We start from the raw sequence: 20,057 nt of genomic DNA, 5'->3' as shown, positions 1-20,057 counted from the left end.
TCGGTCCCTCAATGCCCGACCTGTTTGTGGTCGCTCGGCTCGCGGTGCGAGGCGAAGGCGATCCGTTCCAGGATCCCCATCAGCAGCGCCGAGACGACGAAGGTCAGATGGATGATGACGTACCACTTCAGCTTTTCGCTCTCGATCTGAGGGATGTTGACGAAGACCTGGAGCAGATGGATCGAGGAGATGGCCACGATCGAGGCGGCGACCTTGAGCTTGAGCGTGCCGGCGTCGAGCTTGCCGAGCCAGTCGAGTTGGTCGTCGCCCTCGCGCACGTCGATGCGGGAGACAAAGTTCTCGTAACCCGAGAACATCACCATCACCAGCAGACTGCCGACCAGCGACAGGTCGATGAGTCCCAGGATGCGCAACACCATGTCCGACTCGCTCATCTCCATGATGTGCGCGAAGAGATGATAGATCTCCTGGAAGAACTTGAGGCCGAGCGCGATGAGCACCAGCGAGAGCGCCAGATAGACCGGGGCCAGCAACCAGCGGCTGGCATAGAGCAAACGTTCGATGATGCGTTCGAGCACGCCGGAACTCCTAAAAACACGGGGATCGATGAGACGAATGTGACGGAACCGACTGGCACGGAACCACCAACGGCGCGCGCTATTCTAGAGTGATTTTCAACCACGTCCAGAGCCGCGATGCCGTCGGCCGGGACGCGACCGATTGCAGTTTGATTGCCCTATGTCATGGCGCGTCGGGGCGACCGCCACCAGGATAGGCGGGCCCATCCATCCCCTGGAGTCAGCCCCCATGCCACCCTTCCTCGGACGTGTCCTGGTCGTGCTGCTCGCCGGTCTGCTCGCCGCGACCGGTGCGCTCGCCCAGAGCCAATGGCCGACGCCTCCGGCCACCCCGACCCCGTCGGAACAGATCTCGGGTCCGCTGACCGGCGGCACCGCCGATCACACCAAGTTCGAGATCCTGAAACAAACCTTCGCCACAGGTTCGGATGTCACCCAAGCCTGCCTGAGCTGTCACACCGAGACCGGCGGGCACTTCATGCGCAACATCCACTGGACCTGGGAATATACGAACCCGGCGACCGGTCAGCAGCTCGGCAAGAAGCATCTGGTCAACAACTTCTGCACCAACGCGCGCGGCAACGAGGGCATGTGCGCCCAGTGTCACGCCGGCTACGGCTGGAAGGACGAGGGTTTCGACTTCACCGACGAGACCAAGATCGACTGTCTGGTCTGTCACGAGCGCACCGGCACCTATTACAAGACGCCCAACAGCCCCGGTAGCCCCGCCTGCTCGGTCATGTTCGAGGGCAAGCCGCCGATGGATCTGACCCGGATCGCCCAGAGCGTCGGTCTGCCGGAGCGCGCCAACTGCGGCGCCTGTCACTTCAACGGCGGCGGCGGGGACAACGTCAAGCATGGCGATCTGTCCTCGGCACTGAAGCATCCGCCGCGCTCGCTCGACGTGCACATGGGCGTCGACGGACTGAACTTCGCCTGCACCGCCTGCCACATCACCAACAAGCATCTGTGGGCCGGCAGCCGCTATCAGATCGAGGCCAAGGATCAGGACGGCACCGGACTGCCCGGCCAGCGCCGCGACGTGGCCACCTGTGAGTCCTGTCATGGACTCTCGCCGCACGAAGTCGATTCCATCGCCTCCTTCAAGCGCAACGACCACGTCTCCAGCCTCGCCTGTCAGACCTGCCACATCCCCGAGTACGCGCGCGGCGGCGTGGCGACCATGACCCACTGGGACTGGCGCACCGCCGGCAAGACCCGCAACGGCGAGGGCTATCACGAGCACGGTTACACTCAGGGCAACGGCGAGCACCGCTACACCTACAAGTCGATCAAAGGCGATTTCGTCTACGCCGAGAATCTGGTGCCGCTCTATCGCTGGTTCGACGGCCAGATGAACTACACCACCATCGACACCAAATTCGACATCGACCGGCAACCGATCGCCATCAACGACTTCAGCGGCGATCGCGAGGACGGGCGCTCGCGCATCTGGCCGTTCAAGCCGATGTACACCTGGATGCCGGCCGACGTGGGCAACGGCACCCTGGTCTATACCCATCTGTGGGGCGAGGACGACAGCTCCTACTGGGGCAACTACGACATGGGCAAGGCGATCGCCTTCGGCATGAAGAAGGCGGGACTGCCCTACTCTGGCCAATATGGCTTCGTCGAGACCGTCTCCTACTGGCCCATCACCCACATGGTCGCGCCCAAGGAGGACGCCCTGAGCTGTGAGTCCTGTCATGCGGTCGGCGGACGACTCGACGGTCTGAAAGGTCTCTATCTGCCGGGCCGCGATCACAATCGCTGGCTGGATCTGATCGGCGTCATCGCGGTTCTCGGCACCCTGTCCGGAATCCTGGGACATGCCCTGATCCGGATCATCTCATCGTTCAGAGGACAGCACTCATGACCATGCGTCGCGTCAAGATCTTCAGCCTGTTCGAGCGTTTCTGGCACTGGGCGCAGATGGCGCTGATCATGGTGCTGCTGTTCTCCGGCTTCGGGCTGCACGGCTTCCATCATCTGATCGGCTTCGAGACCGCCGTCACGCTCCACACCCTGTCGGCCCTGCTGCTGCTCCTGCTCTGGGCCTTCGGCACCTTCTGGCTGTTCACCACCCGCAGCTGGCGCCATTTCATCCCGACCCTGTCCGGGATGTGGAAGGTGTTCCATTTCTACAGCTTCGGCATCTTCAAGGGCGAGCATCACCCCTATCGCAAGGCGTACTGGCGCAAACACAACCCGCTCCAGGCGCTGGCCTATCTGATGCTCAAGATCGTGCTCTTTCCGCTGATCTGGATCACGGGGCTGATCTATCTGTTCTATTTCCTGTGGCGCGACATGCCCCATGCCAGTGAGTGGCTGACGGGTCTGGCCTATGTGCACACGGGTGCGGCCTATGCCATCCTGGTGTTCGTACTGGTGCACATCTACATGCTGACCACCGGGCACTCCTTCAAAGAGCACCTGATGCCGATGATCAACGGCTTCGACGATGTGGATCTGACGCCTGAGGAAGAGGCCTATCTGCTGAAGGACGAGCCGGAGAACATCCGCTGATCGGTCGGAGATCGAAGTCTCGAAACATCGAGGGCCTCCGGGATCGGCAGAGATCCTGGACGCCCTTGGTCGTTTGGCGGGAGTGAGCGGCTTACGCCTTGCGGCCCGGCAGACGCATGTCGGCCAGTCGTTCGAGAGTGCGGATCATGGGCGCCCAGCGTGCCGGCGGCTCGAAGGCGTCGAGGAAGTTCTTGAGATACAACCCCAGCTCGGTGTCGCCCGACATGCGTAGCCGGCGCTGGAAGAAGAGCGTGTCGGCATCCTCGCGCCGCGCGGCCAGCAGCAGGAACTCGTGCAGACCGCCGGCGATGCTGGCATCGGCCGGGTGCTCGTCGCCATAGCCCTTGATGCGTCCGTTCTCCAGACCCAGCCGATAGCGCAGACCGATGTCGTCGATCTCGATGGCCATGCGCCGACCTTCCAGGAAGTCCAGTTCACCCTCGGCCAGGGCCTCTTTCATGACCTGATTGAGGATGCCGGCCAGCGCGCGGCTGTGCAGGGTGCCGGGAACCAGACGCAGTGGAAAGGTCAGTGGGTAGAGAAAACGCTGTGTAGCTGACATGGCAGGGGTCTCGATCGAAGGCGTTGCGAAAACAGCAGGCGATTTTCCTCCCTCGCTCCGCTCGACACAAGCGCGGGATGGCGTTGAAATAACCGGCCACGCTCGGCGGCGATCGGCGGGAGACCTCGGCTCCGCACTCCCGCGCCCACGACCGACCTGGGCGACCCTGGCGATACGATTTTTCCACAACCTGGATGCGGTTTGAACATGGCTACGAGTCTACTGGTACTGCTCGACGACATCGCCACCGTCCTGGACGACGTGGCCCTTCTGACCAAGGTCGCGGCGCGCAAGACGGCCAGCGTGCTCGGCGACGATCTGGCACTCAATGCCGAGCAGGTGAGCGGCGTGCGCGCCGAACGCGAGCTGCCGGTGGTCTGGGCCGTGGCCAAGGGGTCGGCGGTCAACAAGATGATCCTGGTGCCGCTGGCGCTGGCGATCAGCGCCCTCGCGCCCTGGGCGATCCTGCCGCTGCTGATGATCGGCGGACTCTATCTGTGCTATGAGGGCGTGGAGAAGATCGCCCACAAGTTCGGCCAGGGCCACCACGAGGAAGCCGAGGCCCATCATGCCGAGCTGACCGCCGCGCTCGCCGACCCGAACACCGATCTGGCGGCCCTGGAACGCGACAGGATCCGGGGCGCCATCCGCACCGATTTCGTGCTTTCCGCCGAGATCATCGTCATCACGCTCGGCACGGTCGAGCAGGCGAGTTTTCTGACCCAGATCCTGGTGCTGACCGGGATCGCGATCATCATGACCATCGGCGTCTATGGTCTGGTCGCCGGGATCGTCAAGCTCGACGACGCCGGACTCTATCTCAGCCGCCGCACCGGCCAGGACTGGCAGGCGGTTGCGCTGCGCGTCCTCGGCGGCATCCTGCTGCGCGCCGCGCCCTGGCTGATGAAGGCGCTGGCGGTTGCCGGAACCATCGCCATGTTCCTGGTCGGCGGCGGCATCATCGTCCATGGTCTGCCATTCCTGCATCATGCCATCGAACATCTCGGCGAATCGCTCGGCGCCGTCGCCACACTCGGGCCGCTACTCGGCGCGCTGACGCCCCTGGTCATGAATGCGCTGATCGGTCTGGCGGCGGGGGCGGCCGTGCTGGCAGCCTGGAATCGGATCGACGCCCGACTGAACCGGGCTTGAGCCGAACGTATCGATAAACCCATGCGCACCGTGACGAACCATCCGCCTTCCACTGACGAGAATGCCGACCGACTCCTGACCGTCCTGAGCGACTTTGCGCGCGAGTCGCATCTGCCCGAGCCGCGCGAGGGACTGACACTCGATACCCAGCTCGAATCCGATCTCGGGCTCGACAGTCTGAGCCGCTCGGAGCTGATCGCGCGTATCGAGCGCGGTCTGGACGCTCATTTGCCCGACAGGGCGCTGCTGGCGGCCACGCCGCGTGATCTGCTGGCACTGCTGGGCGAGACGGTGGACAGGGATCTGTCCGGGGGCCAGGGCGCCAATATCGCGGCATCGACGGGCGCCGGCCTGGACCATCCCACCGATGCGCGGACGCTGCTCGACGTGCTGGCCTGGCATCGCGACCGTCGGGGCGAGCGCGTCCATCTGACCTACTACGACGGCGACGACCGCCCCCATCCGCTCAACCATACCGCTCTCGCCGAGGGCGCCGCGCGCGTCGCCGCCCGACTGCGTGCGGCCGGACTCAAGAGCGGTGGAACGGTCGCGATCATGCTGCCGACCGGATTGGAGTATTTCTTTGCCTTCTTCGGCACGCTGATCGCCGGTGGCGTGCCTGTCCCCATCTATCCGCCCGCGCGACCCCAGCAGCTCGAAGACCATCTGCGCCGCCACACCCGACTGCTCGACAATGCCGGTGTGCGCGTGCTGATCACGGTACCCGAGGCGCGGCCCGTCGCCCGCTTGCTGCGTGCCCAGGTGCCGTCGCTGCATGAGATCCTGACGCTGGAGAGGCTGGACGAGACGCCGCCGTTGAGCCGCACCGACTGGGCCGAGCCGCGAGCGGACGATCTGGCCTTCCTGCAATACACCTCCGGCAGCACGGGCGATCCCAAGGGCGTGATGCTCACCCATGCCGACCTGCTCGCCAACATCCGCGCCATGGGCGAGGCCATCGCCATCGCGCCCGACGACGTCTTCGTCAGCTGGCTGCCGCTCTATCACGACATGGGGCTGATCGGCGCCTGGCTGGGGAGCCTCTATTTCGGCGTGCCGCTGATCGTCATGTCGCCGCTGGCCTTTCTCGCGCGCCCCAGACGCTGGCTCCAGGCGATCAGCGCGCATCGCGGCACGCTGTCGGCGGCGCCCAACTTCGCCTATGAACTCTGTCTGACGCGGCTCTCCGACAGCCAGCTGGAGGGGCTGGATCTCCGTTCCTGGCGTCGGGCCTTCAATGGCGCCGAGCCGGTCAGCGCCGAAACCCTGCATCGCTTCGCCGAGCGCTTTGCGTCCTGTGGCTTGCGTGCCGAGGCGCTGGCGCCTGTCTATGGATTGGCCGAGGCGGCGGTCGGTCTGGCCTTTCCGCCGGTGGAGCGCGGGCCGCGCATCGACTGTATCGACCGCGCGCGTTTCGCCGGCTCGGGCTATGCGCTGCCGGTGGCCTGCGACGATCCGGACGCGATGGAAGTGGTCGCCTGCGGGCGTCCGTTGCCGGGCTATCGGGTGCGGGTGGTCGACGAGTCGGGCCGGGAGCGACCCGAGCGGCACGAGGGTCTGCTGCAATTCCAGGGGCCATCGGCGACTCAGGGCTATTACCGAAATCCGCAAGCCACGGCACGCCTGATCCGCGACGGCTGGCACGAGACCGGCGATCGCGCCTATCTGGCCGGCGGCGACATCCATCTCACCGGGCGGGTGAAGGATCTGATCATCCGCGGCGGGCGCAATCTCTATCCCTACGAGGTCGAGCAGGCGCTCGGCGAGCTGGCGGGCATCCGGCGCGGTTGCGTGGTCGCTTTCGCCGCACGCGATGCGCGTCAGGGCAGCGAGCGGCTGGTGATCGTGGCCGAGAGCAAGGAGCGCGATCCCGAGCGACGGGCGGCGCTGTCTCAGCGTGCGCGTGAGCGGGCCACCGAGGTGCTGGGTCTGCCCCCCGACGAGATCGTGCTGGCCCCGCCGCGCGCCGTGCTCAAGACCTCCAGCGGCAAGCTGCGCCGGGGTGATACGCGCGAACGCTATCTGGCCGGGCGGCTGTTCGATACACCGCCGGCCCCCGTCTGGCAGTTGGCGCGGGTCGGCACGCGGGCGGTTCTGGCGCGACTGCGTAACTGGGGCGTCCGGCTGCCTGAAACCCTCTATGCCGGCTATGCCTGGCTGGTGTTCTATCTGCTCGCGCCCTGGGTGTGGATGGGTGTCATGCTGAGTCCAAATCCGGCCTGGCGCTGGGCGCTGGCGCGTGGCAGCGTGCGGCTCCTGCGTCGACTCACGGGCGTGCGTCTGCGCGTGACGGGGCGGGAGCATCTGCCGCCGTCGGCGCATAGTTTGGTGCTGGTTGCCAACCATCAGAGTTATCTCGATGCACTGGCCCTGATCGAGGCCGTTCCGCGTCCGGTGCGCTTCGTCGCCAAGCGCGAGCTGACCGCCAATCCGCTGGTCGGGCGCTTTCTCGAACGCCTGGGGACGCTGTTCGTGGAGCGGTTCGATCTCCAGCAGAGTCATCGCGAGGGCGAGCGGTTGCAGGCGGCGTTGCGTGACGGGGCGAGTCTGGCGTTCTTCCCCGAGGGCACCTTCCGCGAGCGGACGGGTCTGCTACCCTTCCGTATGGGGGCCTTCGTGGCGGCGGCCGAGGCGGGTGTGCCGATCCTGCCGGTGACGATCCGGGGGACGCGCGCGGTCATGCCGGGCGACAGTTTCCGCCCGCGCCCGGGGATGATCGAGGTCGTGATCGAAGCGCCGATCCTGCCGCAAGGGACGGACTGGGAGGCGGCCAGCGTGCTGCGCGATGCGGTCCGTGCCGTCATCGCCGCCCGGGACGCGGCCTGATCGCCCAGAAAGGTCCATGATCTGTTTGGGAGGGTCAAACCATGAGGGAGGCACGCTTCTACGACCGGCTCGACGCCAAGCGCGTCCAATGCCGGCTCTGTCCGCACGACTGCATCATTCCCAATGGCGGTCGCGGTGTCTGTGCGGTGCGCTACAACAGTCAGGGCACCCTCTTCACGCTGGTGGCCGATCGGGTCATTTCGCGCAGTCTGGATCCGATCGAAAAGAAGCCGCTGTTCCATGTGTATCCAGGTTCGAGCGCGTATTCGATCGCGACCGTCGGTTGTAATCTACGCTGTGAGTTCTGCCAGAACTGGGAGATCTCGCAGTGGCCGCGCGAGCGTCTGCCCAAGCATCTGGAGTCGCACGAGGTCGCATCGGCAAAGGAACCGCCGCTCTGTCCCCAACTGGCTCGGCTCGGCGACCGGGTGCCCGGCGAGCCCGTGACGCCGGCGCAGATCGTGCGCGCGGCCCAGGCGTCGGGGGCGCGCTCCATCGCCTACACCTATACCGAACCGACGATCTTCTATGAGCTGGCTTATGAGACGGCCTGTCTGGCGCGCGAGGCGGGACTGATCAACATCTTCGTCACCAACGGCTATATCGACGAGGCGCCCCAGCGTGAGCTGGCCGGCGTGCTGGATGCAGCCAATGTGGATCTCAAATTCTTCCGCGACGAGAGTTATCGTCATCTCAGTCACATCAGGCTCCAGCCGGTGCTCGATGCCATCGCTCGCTATCACGCGCTCGGGGTCTGGATCGAGGTGACGACCCTGGTGATCCCAGGCGTCAACGATTCGGACGAGGAACTGCGCGAGATCGCGCGTTTCATCCACTCGGTCTCGCCCGATATCCCCTGGCATGTCTCGCGGTTCCACGGGGCCTATCACATGGCTGATGTCGCGCCCACGCCCTCGGCGACGCTGAGACGCGCTGCCGGTATCGGGCTGGAGGTCGGCTTGCGGTATGTCTATGTCGGCAATCTGCCGGGCGATGGCGGTGAGGACACCCATTGTCCCGGATGCGGCGCGCGGCTCATTCGCCGTCACGGTTTCCAACTACTGGAGAACCGGATCCGGCATGGTGTCTGTCCGGACTGTGGAACGCCGGTGGCGGGGATCGGCTTGGGAGCGTACTGAAGGAGGCGGCTCGATGCACCAATCGAGTGCGAGCGGGTCGAATCCAGGGCAAGAAATGGCTTTGATTCGCCGTGAATCCGGCCACACGCCCCATCGGTCGCTGTTTGTAGAAGATTGATAAGGCAGTGAAAACAGCTCTTCGATCAAAGCCGGCACTGAAAATGCTGAATTGAAGGCGGCAGAGTTGAGGCTTTTCCCTCTGTCTCGTTCTCTGACCTCCTCAGTGGTGATTCGCCCCGCCTTTCCCGGCGGGGCTTTTTTATGGAGCTTTTGGCTTGTCAACCATGGGTCGCCAGACGCACCGCCTCGTCGACGTCGACGCTGACCAGACGCGACACACCCGGCTCGTGCATGGTCACGCCCATCAGGTGGTGGGCGATCTCCATCGTCACCTTGTTGTGACTGATGAAGATGAACTGCACCTGCTCCGACATCGCGCGCACCAGCTCGCAGAAGCGCCCGACATTGGCATCGTCGAGCGGGGCGTCGACCTCGTCGAGCATACAGAAGGGCGCCGGGTTGAGCTGGAAGATGGCGAACACCAGCGCCACGGCGGTCAGGGCCTTCTCGCCGCCCGAGAGCAGATGGATGCTGGAGTTGCGCTTGCCGGGCGGGCGTGCCATGACGCTGACGCCGGTTTCGAGCAGATCCTCGTCGGTCAGTTCCAGATAGGCCTGTCCGCCGCCGAACAGACGCGGAAAGAGCTGCTGGAAGCCCTGATCGACCTGATCATAGGTCTCCTTGAAGCGGCTGCGGGTCTCGCGATCGATCTTGCGGATCGCCTGCTCCAGGGTCTCCAGCGAACGGGCGATGTCGTCGTGCTGAGCATCGAGGTAGGTCTTGCGTTCGGACTGTTCCTTGAATTCATCGACCGCCGCCAGATTGACCGCGCCCAGACGCTGGATGCGCGCGGCGACCTTGCTCAGTTCCTCCTGCCAGACGGTCTCGGTCGCCGCCGGGTCGAGTGATTCCAGGATCGCGCCCTGACTGGCGCCGAGTTCGGCGAACTGTTCCTCCAGCGTGCGCTGGCGCACCAGACGCTCCTGACGCTCCAGCCGCACGGTGTCCAGTCCGCGCTGGTTGGCCTGGACCGCCTGCTCGGCGCGCTGACGCGACTGCTCCAGCATGCGGACCTCGGCTTCCAGCGTTTCGCGCCGCTGGCGGGCGCCCTGCAATTCGTCCTCGACCTCGACGCGGCGCACCAGATGTTCGTCGAGTCGTTCGCGCTGTTCGGCCAGCGGCTCGACGCTTTCCTCCAGCGCGGCGATCAGCTCATCGCGGCGTTCGAGCAACTGGGTCTGCTGGGCCTGGGCGCGCGTCTGGCTCTGGCGGGTCGCCTCGCGCGCGGCGCGGTTGGACTCGACCCGGATGCGCAGGGACTGCGCCCGGTCGCGGCAGGTGCGTTCGCGCTCGCGGCTTGCGGCGACCTGGGTGCGCAGACGGGTGCGTTCCTGCTCCAGCGTGACCCGCTGTTCGGCCAGGGTCTCCATCTGATCGAGCCAGTCGTGCAGGCGTTCGCGCGTGTCTTCCATCTCAGCGAGCGATTCGGCGCTCTGGCGTTCCAGGTCGGCCCATTCCTCGTCGAGTGCGCGCCGACGCTCGGACTGATGCTCGACGCGCGTGCGCAGAGCGCTCAGTTCGGAGCGCAAGGCCGAGCGCTCGCGCTCCAGGCCGGTCAGTTCGGATTCGAGCGCGAGTCGACGCTGTTCTGAGTCGGTGCGCGCGTCGCGCAGTTCGATCTCTTCGTCGAGCCGTTCGGCCTCCTCGTCGGCGAGCGCGGCCAGCTCGGATTCGAGCGCGGCGATGCTCTCGGCGCGCTCCAGCACGCCCGAGGCGCCGTCGCGCTCCGGGACGCGCAGCCAGTGACGCCCGACCTCGATGCCTTCGGGCGTGATCAGGGTCGCGTCGCGGCTCAGATCATGACGCGCCGCCAGCGCCTCGCGCAGATGAGCGACCGTGTGCGTCGGGCCGAGCAGCCCGCCGATCGGCCAGGGCGACTGGGCGCGCTGGCCGAGCCGCCAGTATCCGGTCTCGGACTCGGAATCAGGTACGGGACCGCCCATCGTTTCGAGCAACACCAGACCGGGCGGCAGTTCGCCGGCGTCCGCCACGACCGTCTCCAGCGCCTCGACCGTCACGGCGCGCAGGGCCTGTCCAAGCCGAATCTCGACCGCGCGCTCCCAGCCCGGTTCGACTTTGAGCTGCTCGACCAGACGCGCCGCGCCCGCCAGCCCCCGGCTCGCCAGCCAGTCGCGGCGCTCGACATCGGTGTCGGCCAGGGCCGATTCCTGGAGCGCCGTCAGCGAGGCCAGACGTCCCTTGGCTTCGCGCAGACGGGTGCGAACCTGATCGAGCGTATCGGCCAGCGCGCGCAACGCCGTCTCGTGTCCAGCCAGGGATTCGAGCACCGCGTCGCGTTCGTCTTCCAGGGCATCGATCCGCTCGTCGAGCATGGATTCACGCTCGCTCAGTTCCTCCAGCCGTGCCGAGACATCGGACTCATCCAGCCGCGCGCGTTCCTCCTCGATCCGGCGCCGACGCTCGCGCTCGCGTCCCTGGGCCTGCTCCAGCGCCGTGAGTCGGGCGCGCTCCAACTGCGCCTGCTCGGATGGTCGCGCGGCCTCGGCGTTGAAGGCGTCCCACTCGGATTCCCAGGACTTGAGCTGGTCTTCGAGCGTCATGAGCGAACCCGTCGCCTCCGACAACTCGGACTCGGCCTGTTCCAGCTGCGGCTCGTCCTCGGCGAGCGCGCGCTCGATCTCGGTCAGACGCTCACGATCGCGCTCCAGATGCTGCCCGGCCTCATAGAGTTCCTGATCGAGCCGCACCAGCTCGGCCTCGCGCCGACCGCGTTCCTCGTTGGCGAACTGGATGGCCTGCTCGGCGCGGGCGATCTCGGCGCCGACGGCGTAATAGCGCCCCTGGATCGCGTTGAAGTCGTCGGAAGCGGCGTTGTACGCCTCGCGTTTGGACTCGATCTCGGCCTCCAGCCGCCGCTGTTCGGCCAGACCCGCTTCGCCCTGGTTCTCGGCCTCGGCCAGACGCCGGCTCAGCGCCTGGAGTTCATCGTCGAGCGCGCGCCAGCGCAGCGCCTTGAGTTCCAGATCCAGACGGCGTTCCTCGGCGCGCAACTGGGTGTATTTCTCGGCTGTCGCCGCCTGACGCTCCAGATGCAGCAACTGTTTGCCGACTTCCTCGCGCACGTCGTTGAGCCGGTCGAGATTCTCGCGCGTATGGCGCATCCGGTTCTCGGTCTCGCGCCGACGCTCCTTGTACTTGGAGATCCCCGCCGCCTCTTCCAGAAACAGCCGCAGATCCTCCGGACGCGCCTCGATGATGCGCGAGATCATCCCCTGCTCGATGATGGCGTAAGAACGCGGCCCGAGTCCGGTGCCGAGAAACAGATCCTGGATGTCGCGCCGCCGGCAGCGGGTGCCGTTGAGGAAGTAGCTGGATTGACCGTCGCGCGCGACCTGACGCTTGACCGAGATCTGATCGAAGGCCGCATACTCGCCCCCGGCCCCGCCGTCGCTGTTGTCGAAGATCAGCTCGATGCTGGCCACGCCGACCGGCTTGCGCCCGGTGCTGCCATTGAAGATGACGTCGGCCATGGACTCGCCGCGCAGCATCTTGGCTGAGGACTCGCCCATCACCCAGCGCACCGCGTCGATGACGTTGGATTTGCCGCAACCGTTCGGGCCGACGATGCCGACCAGATTGCTCGGAAAATGCACGGTCGTCGGATCGACGAAGGATTTGAAGCCGGCGAGCTTGATGCGCTCGAGTCTCATCGGTGCGGTCTTGGAGTCCAGTGGGTCGAAGGCTTGGATGTTAGGGCGTGGAGCATACCTTGCGTGGCCGAATGTCTCCAGCCACGGCGATACCGGGTCACGACTCACCCGTCGCCGACGACCGCGCACCAGAATTTAAACTTTTCGTGGCATAACACACGGAATCATCCTCTATCGACGCCAGAAACATTTGACGCGACTCACAAACCAGAGAAAAGCCCATGCACGAATTAACAAGCTATTGACAAGGTTGTGAATCGACGTTATTCATCGTCGGGTCTTGAATCAAACGCCATGGAAGACGATTCCGCGAGCTCAGAAGAACTTCAATTGGATCAGTATTATACAAAATAAGAAATTCATGGTTTTCTTGAAAGCCAGGGGAGGACGGATGATGCCCGAGACGATTCGTATTGGCAGCGCTTTCTTCGATGATCTGGCCACGATTCCAGACGTCAAATCAGCGCTGATGAGAGATCGCCGGCTATCGGAGTATGCGTTCGCGGCCCGGCATGCCGAAACCATTCGGCAGCATTACACGAAAATAGCACGCTTGGAGTTCCTTCAGGAGGATGCCGAGTTCTTTGCGAGCTGCATCTGGAGATACCTCAACTCGCTCGATCCACCCGCCACCCAGATGCCGACCAGACCGATCCGGCCAAGCAACTCGGGATGGTTCGGACCGCCCATGGCATGCAGCCTGACCTGATCACATCCGCCCCGGATCGGGCCGCGCGCGCCGTTCGGCCGCCGGTCTCGCCCCGGCTCGGATGCCGATTGCAGTTGTGTTACCTTTCCGCGCGCTCGACTCCAAACACAACGACAAGAGGCTTCCGATGCGCCTGTCCGCTCTGAAATCCCTGGCCGCCACCCTGGCGCTGACCACAGCGCCCATGGTGTCGGCCTATGATCTGCCGTCTGTGAATCTCGGATTCACCAGCTTCCTCGACGGTGGACCGCCGGCCGGTCCGGGCTGGTATGCCCAGCAATACTTCCAGTTCTACCGTCAGGGGCGTCTCAAGGATGCCGACGGTGACGACCTGCGCCTGCCGACCGGGCGCGGACTCGAAAAGGCCGAGGTGGACGTCAACGTCAGTCTGACACAGTTGCTCTACTCGTCCGATCAGGAGCTGCTGCTGGGCGGCAAATGGGGTCTGAACTTCATGTTGCCGATCGCCGGCTTCGATATCGATCCCGGCGATAATCTGGCCCTATCGAACAACAGCGGCAATCTCGGCGATCTGCTGGTCGGCCCTTTTCTGCAATGGGATCCCGTCATGGGACCGAACGGACCGCGCTTCATGCAGCGGATCGAGTTGCAGATGCTCCTGCCGACCGGGGACTATGACCCCGATCATGCGCTCAATCCGGGCAGCAACGTCTTCTCCTTCAATCCCTACTGGGCGGCGACCTTCTTCATCGATCCCAAGTGGACAGTCTCCTGGCGTCTGCACTATCTCTGGAACGCTGAGAACTCCGACCCCAACAGTGCACTCGGCGCCGACGACTCACAGGCCGGTCAGGCCATCCATCTGAACTTCGCCAGTGCCTACGAGGTCATCCCCAACCGTCTGCGGCTCGGCATCAACGGCTACTATCTCAAGCAGATCACCGAGAGCAAGGTCGACGGGCGCGAGCTGTCGGACAGCAAGGAGCAGGTGCTCGGTATCGGGCCGGGACTCGTCTATCACGTCTCCAAGAACGATCACCTGTTCGCCAATCTCTATTGGGAGACCCTGGCCGAGAATCGGCCCGAGGGTGCGCGGCTGAATCTGCGCTACGTGCATCACTTCTGAGCCAGCCGCCGCGCGGCCGGTCGTGCGTGATCGTGCCGTCGCGGCTGGATGGAGCTCAGGGAGCGATGGCGCGCGCCTCGGCCGGCATCGCACCTCTGGGCAAGAGAAAGGCCAGCGCGCCGAGCAACAGCGTGCTGCCGAGCAGGAACAGGTGCAGATTGACCGCGCCGGCCAGCGCCAGCTTCGGATCGACCCCGAGCGGGGCCAGGGCCGCGACCGCCGCCAGCTCGTAGCTGCCGGACCCGGCGATGCCGTGGAAGGGCAGCACGCTGGAGAGCTCGGCCCCCATGACCCCGGCCAGCAGCCGCCAGACATCGATCGGCAGGAAGAATCTGAGCAGACTGGTGAAGGCAACGAACTTCAGGCTCCAGATCAGCGCCGTCCAGCCATAGACGCGCGCGATCAGCCAGGGGTCGCCCGGCGCGGCCTGGAGCACCCGGCGCAGGATCGAACGCAGGCGCCCCGCGCCGGCCAGCTTGGCCGACTCACCCATCCCGGACAGGACGATCAGGACGCCGAGTCCCAGGATCCAGAGTCCGCCCGCCAGCCACCACAGCCAGGAGGGATGCCCGAGCTGGAGGATCAAAAGGCCGATCAGCGCCAGGAAGTGCAGATCGAGCAGCCGGATCCAGACCAGCGCGGCGGCCGAGTCCAGCAGCCCCTGCCCGAAATAGCGGCGCATCAGCCAGGGAAAGACCAGCTCGCCCGTGCGCATCGGCAGCAGATTGTTGGCCGTGTTGTGCAGGATGGTCAGCCGCAGCACGGCCGGGAAGCGCCCGGTCAGGCGGGCGCCGAAATAGTCACTCACCCGCACCGCGCGCAGTCCATAGCTCAGCGCCGTGAGCAGGAACAGCCAGGCGAGCAGCCAGGGCGAGAGTTCGCGCCAGGGCGCCAGCAATGGCCCCCAGCCGACCAGGAACTCGACCGCGACCACCAGCGCCAGCAACAACGCCCCGCCGAACAGCCAGTCGCGCACCCGCCCCAGACGCAGGGCGCCCGTGCGAACGTCCGGATCAACCATGTCTGCGCTTCTTGCGCTTGGGCGGATAGATGGGCGCCTCGCCCGGCGGGCGGGTCTTGAAGCGACGGTGGACCCAGAAATATTGATCCGGTGTGTCACGCACGCAGGCTTCGATGATCCGGTTCATGCGCGCCGTGTCGTGCTCCGGATCGCCGCTCGGGAAGTCGTCGAGCGGCGGGTCGAAGATCAGCTCCATCCCCTGTCCCCAGGGCAGGAAACGCGGAATGGTCGGAATGACCACAGCCCCTGTCATGGCCGCGAAGCGCCCGAGCATGGGCACGGTCGAGGCCGGGATACCACAGAACGGGACGAAGATCCCACGCCGCCCGCCATCCTGATCGGGCAGGTATAGAAAGGGCGTGCCGCGCTTGATCTCGCGCACCAGTCCGCGCAGATCGTCCTGGCGCTCGACCGAGAGACCGCCGAAGCGCCCGCGCGTGCGCTTGACGTGATGCTCGAACACCGGATTGCGGATCTTCTGGTACATGCAGCTACCCGAATGCACCAGGGCCGAAAAGGCCTGAGCGCCGAGCTCCAGTCCGACGAAATGCGGCAGCAGGATGATGACCGGTCGTCCTTCGGCGATACAGGCATCGACGCGCTCGCGGTGGCGCAGCCGCACCAGACGCGCCAGCCGCGCGCGCGGTGCGCTCCAGGCCACACCCTGACAGAACGCGGCCACGCCGAGCCGGCCGAAATGGGCGCGCAGCAGACGTTCGCGCTCGGCAGGCGTGCTCTCGGGAAAGCAGATCTCCAGATTGCGCCGCGCGACCAGACGCCGCGAGCCGGCCATGAGATAGGCGAGACGCCCGAACACCGAGCCGAGCACCCACAGTAGCGGAAAGGGCAGCCGGCCCAGCGCCAGGATCAGCCACACCCCGAACCAACTCGGCCAGGCGCGCGGATGCCGGAGCGCCCGGTCAGTTTTCGAATTTGAAGAAGATGTCGGCACCTTGACTCTCACCGGTCTCGGTCTGGAGTTCGATATGCTTGGAAACGTCGTAACGTAGCTTGACTTTGTTGGACTCGTCGCCGAGTCCGCTTTCGTATTCCATATAGATCTTGGGGGCGATATAGGTGCCGACCGCCAGCCCCGCCTGATCGGTTCGATCGTTGGCCGAGGGCGGGATGCCGGTCATCAGATACTTGGTGATGTCGGCCTGGGTCAGACCGGGATCGCTGTCGGAGAAAAAGGTCATCTTGGGATTGCGCAGGGTGCCGACCACCCGAACGCCGGCCGTGGTGTCGCCGCCCTGGCGCTCAGCCTGGAGCAGCAGGCCCGGATTGCCGATCGGACTCTTGGCATAGATCAGCCGGCCCTGGGTGATGGTGAGCGGCGCGCCCAGCTCGGCGGCGATGCCGAAACCGCCGCTGAGCCGGTATTGGCCCTCGGTGATCTGCAACTGACCATCGCCCAGCATGTCGCGTCCCGGCTCTTGGAGCACGCTCAGGGCGCCGGAGAGACGCCCGCGCACGCCGAAGCTGTCGATCGTGACCTCGTCGCCGAGCACCAGACGCAGATCGAGCCTGACCGGGAAGGGAGTGCTGGGCTGTGTGGCTTTGAGCACCACGTCGCTCGACGGCGAGACGGTGCCGGCCGGCAGCGAGCGCGGACGGATGCGCGCCTCGGGCACGCGGATCTCGCCGCCCACCACGGCGCCGCTGGGACCGACCTTGATGTCGATCCCCGGCGAGAGACGCACGAAATACTCCTTGGTGTCGGCGAGCTTGAGCTTGTCGCCTTCGAGACGCAGTTTGGCCGTCGGTCCCTGGCCGCCGGTGCCTCCCTCCCCGGTCAGAGTCAGGGTGCCGCCGCCGAGCTTGGCCGAGCCACGGATGTCGAAGCGCTCGAACGAGGGCGCCGTGGCCTCGATGTTCATGTCCTCGACGCCGAGTGCGAGCAGCGGCAATTGGAAGTTCACGCCTTTGATGCCGAGCCGACCGCTGACACCGGGCCGTTGGAGTGTTCCGCCGAGATTCAGGTCGGCCGAGATCGAGCCCTGGAGTCCGCTGATGTCGGGCGCCAGACTGGCCAGCGGTTTCAGATCGCCGACCTCGGCGCGCACACGGCCGCGCAGTGACTGTGCGGGTCGCGCGGGGGCGTCCAGACGCCAGCCCGGCAGACTCAGCTCGCCGTCGATCCGGCCCAGTCCGGCGACCGGAACGGCCAGACGTGCGGCGAGTCCGGTGGCCCCGGCGTCGAGCGTCAGACGCGCGCTGGAGAAATCCAGTCGTTCCCGCTTGTTCTGTCCGAGGTCGAGCGTGACCTGCCCCCGAGGAATCTCAGCGGTGGCCTGGCCGCTGAGGACAGCGCCATTGGCCTGGAAGCGGCCCTTGATCCGGCCCGCGCCCTCGGCGGCCAGGGTATCCGGCAGCAGACCCTTGAGCAGGGTGAAGTCGAGTCGGTCCAGATCGAGTTCAGCGCTCCAGCGTCCCGATTCGGTCTGCTCGAAGCCGACGCAGCCGCCGGCGCCCTGAGCCTGACGCAGACAGACGGGGCCAGCGACGATCCGGGCGCCGTCGAGCGTCAGCGGCAACGGACGCTGGAGCGACCAGACGCCCCAGTCCCGGCTGTCGAGCTTCAGGGTCGACACCCGACCGCTGTAGCCGCCGTTCGCGGCGAGCGCGCCCGTGGCCTCCAGATTGAGTCCGAGCGGTTGGCCCGTGAGCCGTGCCGAGAGGCGATGATCGGCCATCCGTCCCTCGCCGCGCAGTTCCAGTCCGCTCCAGGTCATCCCGCCGGCGGCCAGATCGCGGCCGGTGAACTGGAGCGCGAAGCGTCCATCCGAGGCCAGATCCACCTCGGCGGTTCCGCTCAGCTCGGTCACACGGTTCTCGGCCAGGGTCATCTGCTCGCCCTTGAGGTCGAGCGTGACGCGCGGCGCCTCGCGTGTTCCCTGGACCCGCCCGGACGCGCTCAGGCGCCCGCGTGCTTCGGGCCACAGATTCGCCAGATCGGGCGACTCCAGCGCGAAGCTGAGATCCAGGTCTTGTTCGATCCGTCCATCGAGATTCAACCGACTCGGTCCCGAGGAGGCGCTCAGACGCTCGATCTGGAGCCTGCCGTCCTCCATCCGCACCTGACCGCCGGCGGCGATCGGATACTCGCGCAGACGTCCGCTCAGCTCCTCGATGACCGCCGTCAACTCCGGGCGTCCCTCGGCGTCCAGGCGACCCCGGCTGGTCAGACGTCCGTCGATCCGTCCCTGCCACTCGGGCGCCTGGACGCCCGGATTCAGACCCGCCGCGCGCAGACTCAGATCCCAGGTCAGCTCCGGCGCCCAGGTCAGAGCACCCGCCCCCTCCAGACGGCCATCGAGCGTATCGAGCGCGAAGGATTCGAGCTGGGTGCCGCTGGCCGTCCCCTGCCCCGCCAGTTCGAGGCCGGTGCTCGGGACGCTCGGCCCGGCGACCTTTCCGGAGAGTCGATAGACGAACGACTCGAAGCTGCCCGAGGCCGTCAGCGCCCCCTCGGCCGACTCGGCGACCAGCTCGCCGCTCAGCGGCCAGCGCAGCTGTTTCCAGTCGCCCTCCAGCGCGAAGCGGCCCGGCTCCTGACTCAGATCCAGCTCGCCCTGGAGGCGCAGATCGGCGTTCGAGACCTGCTCGGTCAGCTCCAGCGACCGCACACTCAGCCGGTTCTCTTTCCACAGCAGATCGAGCACCAGGGCGAGCTGTCCGAGCTCGGGTCGATCCGGCGCGCGCGTGTCGAGCGTGCCTGAAAGCGCAGCCTCCGCGAGCGTGCCCTGGGTCGCGAGTCGGGCCTGGACCTCGATCGGCGGCAGATCCGCTCGGAAGGCCGGCACATCCACCCGCGCGACCTCGATCCGGCCATCCCAGCCCAGGGCGCCGAGCACATCCTTCACCTCGGCGGCGAGCTGAACCTCGACAGGACCGCTCAACGCCTGAGTCAACTCGAGTCGTTGCAGATCGCCGCTCAGTCGGCCTTCACCGGCGAGCCGAGCCTCGGGCGACAGATCCAGCGCCCAATCGAGATCGAGCGCGAGCGGATACTGATCGGTCAGGGTCGCCCGGCCCTGGAGACCGGCACTCAGCGCAGGTTCGAGCAGACGGGCCTCCAGGCGCCCCAGATCCAGCTCGCCGCCGACGAGACGGCTGTCGGCGAGTCGGGCCGATTCCAGGGCGAACAGCGGTTCATCGGCACCCATCTTTCGTATTCGCAAGCGCTCCAGATTCAGCTCGCCGACCTCGACGCCGAGCGGCAACACGATCGCCGGCAGGGTCAGCGGCTCGTCGTCCTCGGCGCTCGGCCCCAGCGCCACGTCCAGATCGCGAACAGCCAGACGCCCGACGTCGAGCACACCGGACAGGAGCGCGCGCGGCGACCAGTCCAGTTCGAGCGCGCCGATGCGCAGGCCCAGTGTCGGCAGATGCAGCGTCACGTCTGACAATCGGAGACGGTCGAGCACACGCCCCTCGATTTCTCCCACGCTCAACGTCTCGGGCGCCAGACGCTGCGCCAGATCCAGCCCCCAGCGCAGCCCGCTCTGGGTGCCGAGCAGGACGCCGAGTCCGGCCGCCAGGATCAGGACCAGCGCCAGCAGTGAACCAGCCAGCCAGCCGATCCAGCCCAGCCGGCGTGATTTGGACAGGCGCGGTTCAGGCGACGGTACGGCCTCGCTCGCCCCGGTCTCTGTCGATCCAGCCGTCGGCGGGCTGGCGGATGTCTTGGTGTCGTCCATCG

General features: G+C 66.0%; 13 protein-coding genes. 7 read left to right on the top strand and 6 right to left on the bottom strand.

The window, feature by feature from the left end; all coding sequences use genetic code 11:
• Positions 1–8: 8 nt before the first annotated feature.
• Entirely contained in the window at positions 9–539 is a 531-nt protein-coding gene (locus HW932_RS04390; protein WP_176975271.1) for a TIGR00645 family protein, read from the bottom strand.
• A 229-nt stretch (positions 540–768) separates the two neighbouring features.
• On the opposite strand from HW932_RS04390, the gene HW932_RS04385 reads away from it, so the two are divergent.
• Both HW932_RS04385 and HW932_RS04380 read left to right on the top strand, forming a co-directional pair.
• Positions 769–2,415 carry a tetrathionate reductase family octaheme c-type cytochrome gene (locus HW932_RS04385; RefSeq protein ID WP_176975270.1) on the top strand — a complete coding sequence of 549 codons (1,647 nt, stop codon included), beginning with the start codon at positions 769–771 and terminating at the stop codon, positions 2,413–2,415.
• Entirely contained in the window at positions 2,412–3,065 is a 654-nt protein-coding gene (locus HW932_RS04380) for a cytochrome b/b6 domain-containing protein (RefSeq protein ID WP_176975269.1), read from the top strand. Before HW932_RS04385 ends, HW932_RS04380 begins: the two co-directional genes overlap by 4 nt.
• 91 nt (positions 3,066–3,156) lie before the next feature.
• On the opposite strand, the gene ubiT is transcribed toward HW932_RS04380, so the two are convergent.
• A complete protein-coding gene (ubiT, locus tag HW932_RS04375; protein WP_176975268.1) occupies positions 3,157–3,627 on the bottom strand; it encodes a ubiquinone anaerobic biosynthesis accessory factor UbiT in 471 nt (156 codons plus the stop codon).
• Positions 3,628–3,834: 207 nt separating this feature from the next.
• Between ubiT and HW932_RS04370 the strand changes: the two genes are divergently transcribed.
• The 3 genes from HW932_RS04370 to amrS are packed head-to-tail and all read left to right on the top strand — an operon-like array spanning position 3,835 to position 8,744.
• Positions 3,835–4,779, top strand: coding sequence for a DUF808 domain-containing protein (locus HW932_RS04370; RefSeq protein WP_176975267.1), 945 nt, complete (start codon positions 3,835–3,837; stop codon positions 4,777–4,779).
• A 21-nt stretch (positions 4,780–4,800) separates the two neighbouring features.
• Entirely contained in the window at positions 4,801–7,605 is a 2,805-nt protein-coding gene (locus HW932_RS04365; protein WP_176975266.1) for a 1-acylglycerol-3-phosphate O-acyltransferase, read from the top strand.
• A 41-nt stretch (positions 7,606–7,646) separates the two neighbouring features.
• Positions 7,647–8,744 carry an AmmeMemoRadiSam system radical SAM enzyme gene (gene amrS, locus HW932_RS04360; protein WP_176975265.1) on the top strand — a complete coding sequence of 366 codons (1,098 nt, stop codon included), beginning with the start codon at positions 7,647–7,649 and terminating at the stop codon, positions 8,742–8,744.
• 278 nt (positions 8,745–9,022) lie between these two features.
• Here amrS and smc read toward each other — a convergent pair whose 3' ends face one another.
• A complete protein-coding gene (gene smc, locus HW932_RS04355) occupies positions 9,023–12,535 on the bottom strand; it encodes a chromosome segregation protein SMC (RefSeq protein WP_176975264.1) in 3,513 nt (1,170 codons plus the stop codon).
• 394 nt (positions 12,536–12,929) lie between these two features.
• Here smc and HW932_RS04350 point away from each other — a divergent pair, with 394 nt between their 5' ends.
• Both HW932_RS04350 and HW932_RS04345 read left to right on the top strand, forming a co-directional pair.
• On the top strand, positions 12,930–13,244 hold the full coding sequence (locus HW932_RS04350) for a hypothetical protein (protein WP_176975263.1): 315 nt from the start codon (positions 12,930–12,932) through the stop codon (positions 13,242–13,244).
• Positions 13,245–13,371: 127 nt separating this feature from the next.
• Complete coding sequence (locus HW932_RS04345; protein ID WP_176975262.1) at positions 13,372–14,331, top strand: SphA family protein; 960 nt, start codon at positions 13,372–13,374, stop codon at positions 14,329–14,331.
• 55 nt (positions 14,332–14,386) lie between these two features.
• On the opposite strand, the gene HW932_RS04340 is transcribed toward HW932_RS04345, so the two are convergent.
• The 3 genes from HW932_RS04340 to HW932_RS04330 are packed head-to-tail and all read right to left on the bottom strand — an operon-like array spanning position 14,387 to position 20,055.
• Positions 14,387–15,352 (bottom strand): lysylphosphatidylglycerol synthase domain-containing protein, encoded by a 966-nt coding sequence (locus HW932_RS04340; protein WP_176975261.1) that lies wholly within the window; start codon positions 15,350–15,352, stop codon positions 14,387–14,389.
• On the bottom strand, positions 15,345–16,229 hold the full coding sequence (locus HW932_RS04335; protein WP_484476988.1) for a lysophospholipid acyltransferase family protein: 885 nt from the start codon (positions 16,227–16,229) through the stop codon (positions 15,345–15,347). The genes HW932_RS04340 and HW932_RS04335 overlap by 8 nt, the downstream gene beginning before the upstream one ends.
• 43 nt (positions 16,230–16,272) lie before the next feature.
• Complete coding sequence (locus HW932_RS04330; RefSeq protein ID WP_176975259.1) at positions 16,273–20,055, bottom strand: translocation/assembly module TamB domain-containing protein; 3,783 nt, start codon at positions 20,053–20,055, stop codon at positions 16,273–16,275.
• Between the last annotated feature and the right edge of the window lie 2 nt (positions 20,056–20,057).

The sequence above is a fragment of the Allochromatium humboldtianum genome (assembly GCF_013385175.1).
Lineage (GTDB): Bacteria > Pseudomonadota > Gammaproteobacteria > Chromatiales > Chromatiaceae > Thermochromatium > Thermochromatium humboldtianum.
The sequence above is the reverse complement of the archived record's forward strand: the minus strand, read 5'-3'. Positions and strand labels throughout refer to the sequence as shown.

What these genes read in the sequence shown, in the direction of transcription:
- amrS (WP_176975265.1), top strand. Translation starts at nt 7,647, where the DNA reads ATGAGGGAGGCACGCTTCTACGACCGGCTCGACGCCAAGCGCGTCCAA.
- ubiT (WP_176975268.1), bottom strand. Translation starts at nt 3,627, where the DNA reads ATGTCAGCTACACAGCGTTTTCTCTACCCACTGACCTTTCCACTGCGT.
- HW932_RS04345 (WP_176975262.1), top strand. Translation starts at nt 13,372, where the DNA reads ATGCGCCTGTCCGCTCTGAAATCCCTGGCCGCCACCCTGGCGCTGACC.
- HW932_RS04380 (WP_176975269.1), top strand. Translation starts at nt 2,412, where the DNA reads ATGACCATGCGTCGCGTCAAGATCTTCAGCCTGTTCGAGCGTTTCTGG.
- HW932_RS04340 (WP_176975261.1), bottom strand. Translation starts at nt 15,352, where the DNA reads ATGGTTGATCCGGACGTTCGCACGGGCGCCCTGCGTCTGGGGCGGGTG.
- HW932_RS04370 (WP_176975267.1), top strand. Translation starts at nt 3,835, where the DNA reads ATGGCTACGAGTCTACTGGTACTGCTCGACGACATCGCCACCGTCCTG.
- HW932_RS04365 (WP_176975266.1), top strand. Translation starts at nt 4,801, where the DNA reads ATGCGCACCGTGACGAACCATCCGCCTTCCACTGACGAGAATGCCGAC.
- HW932_RS04330 (WP_176975259.1), bottom strand. Translation starts at nt 20,055, where the DNA reads ATGGACGACACCAAGACATCCGCCAGCCCGCCGACGGCTGGATCGACA.
- HW932_RS04350 (WP_176975263.1), top strand. Translation starts at nt 12,930, where the DNA reads ATGCCCGAGACGATTCGTATTGGCAGCGCTTTCTTCGATGATCTGGCC.
- smc (WP_176975264.1), bottom strand. Translation starts at nt 12,535, where the DNA reads ATGAGACTCGAGCGCATCAAGCTCGCCGGCTTCAAATCCTTCGTCGAT.
- HW932_RS04385 (WP_176975270.1), top strand. Translation starts at nt 769, where the DNA reads ATGCCACCCTTCCTCGGACGTGTCCTGGTCGTGCTGCTCGCCGGTCTG.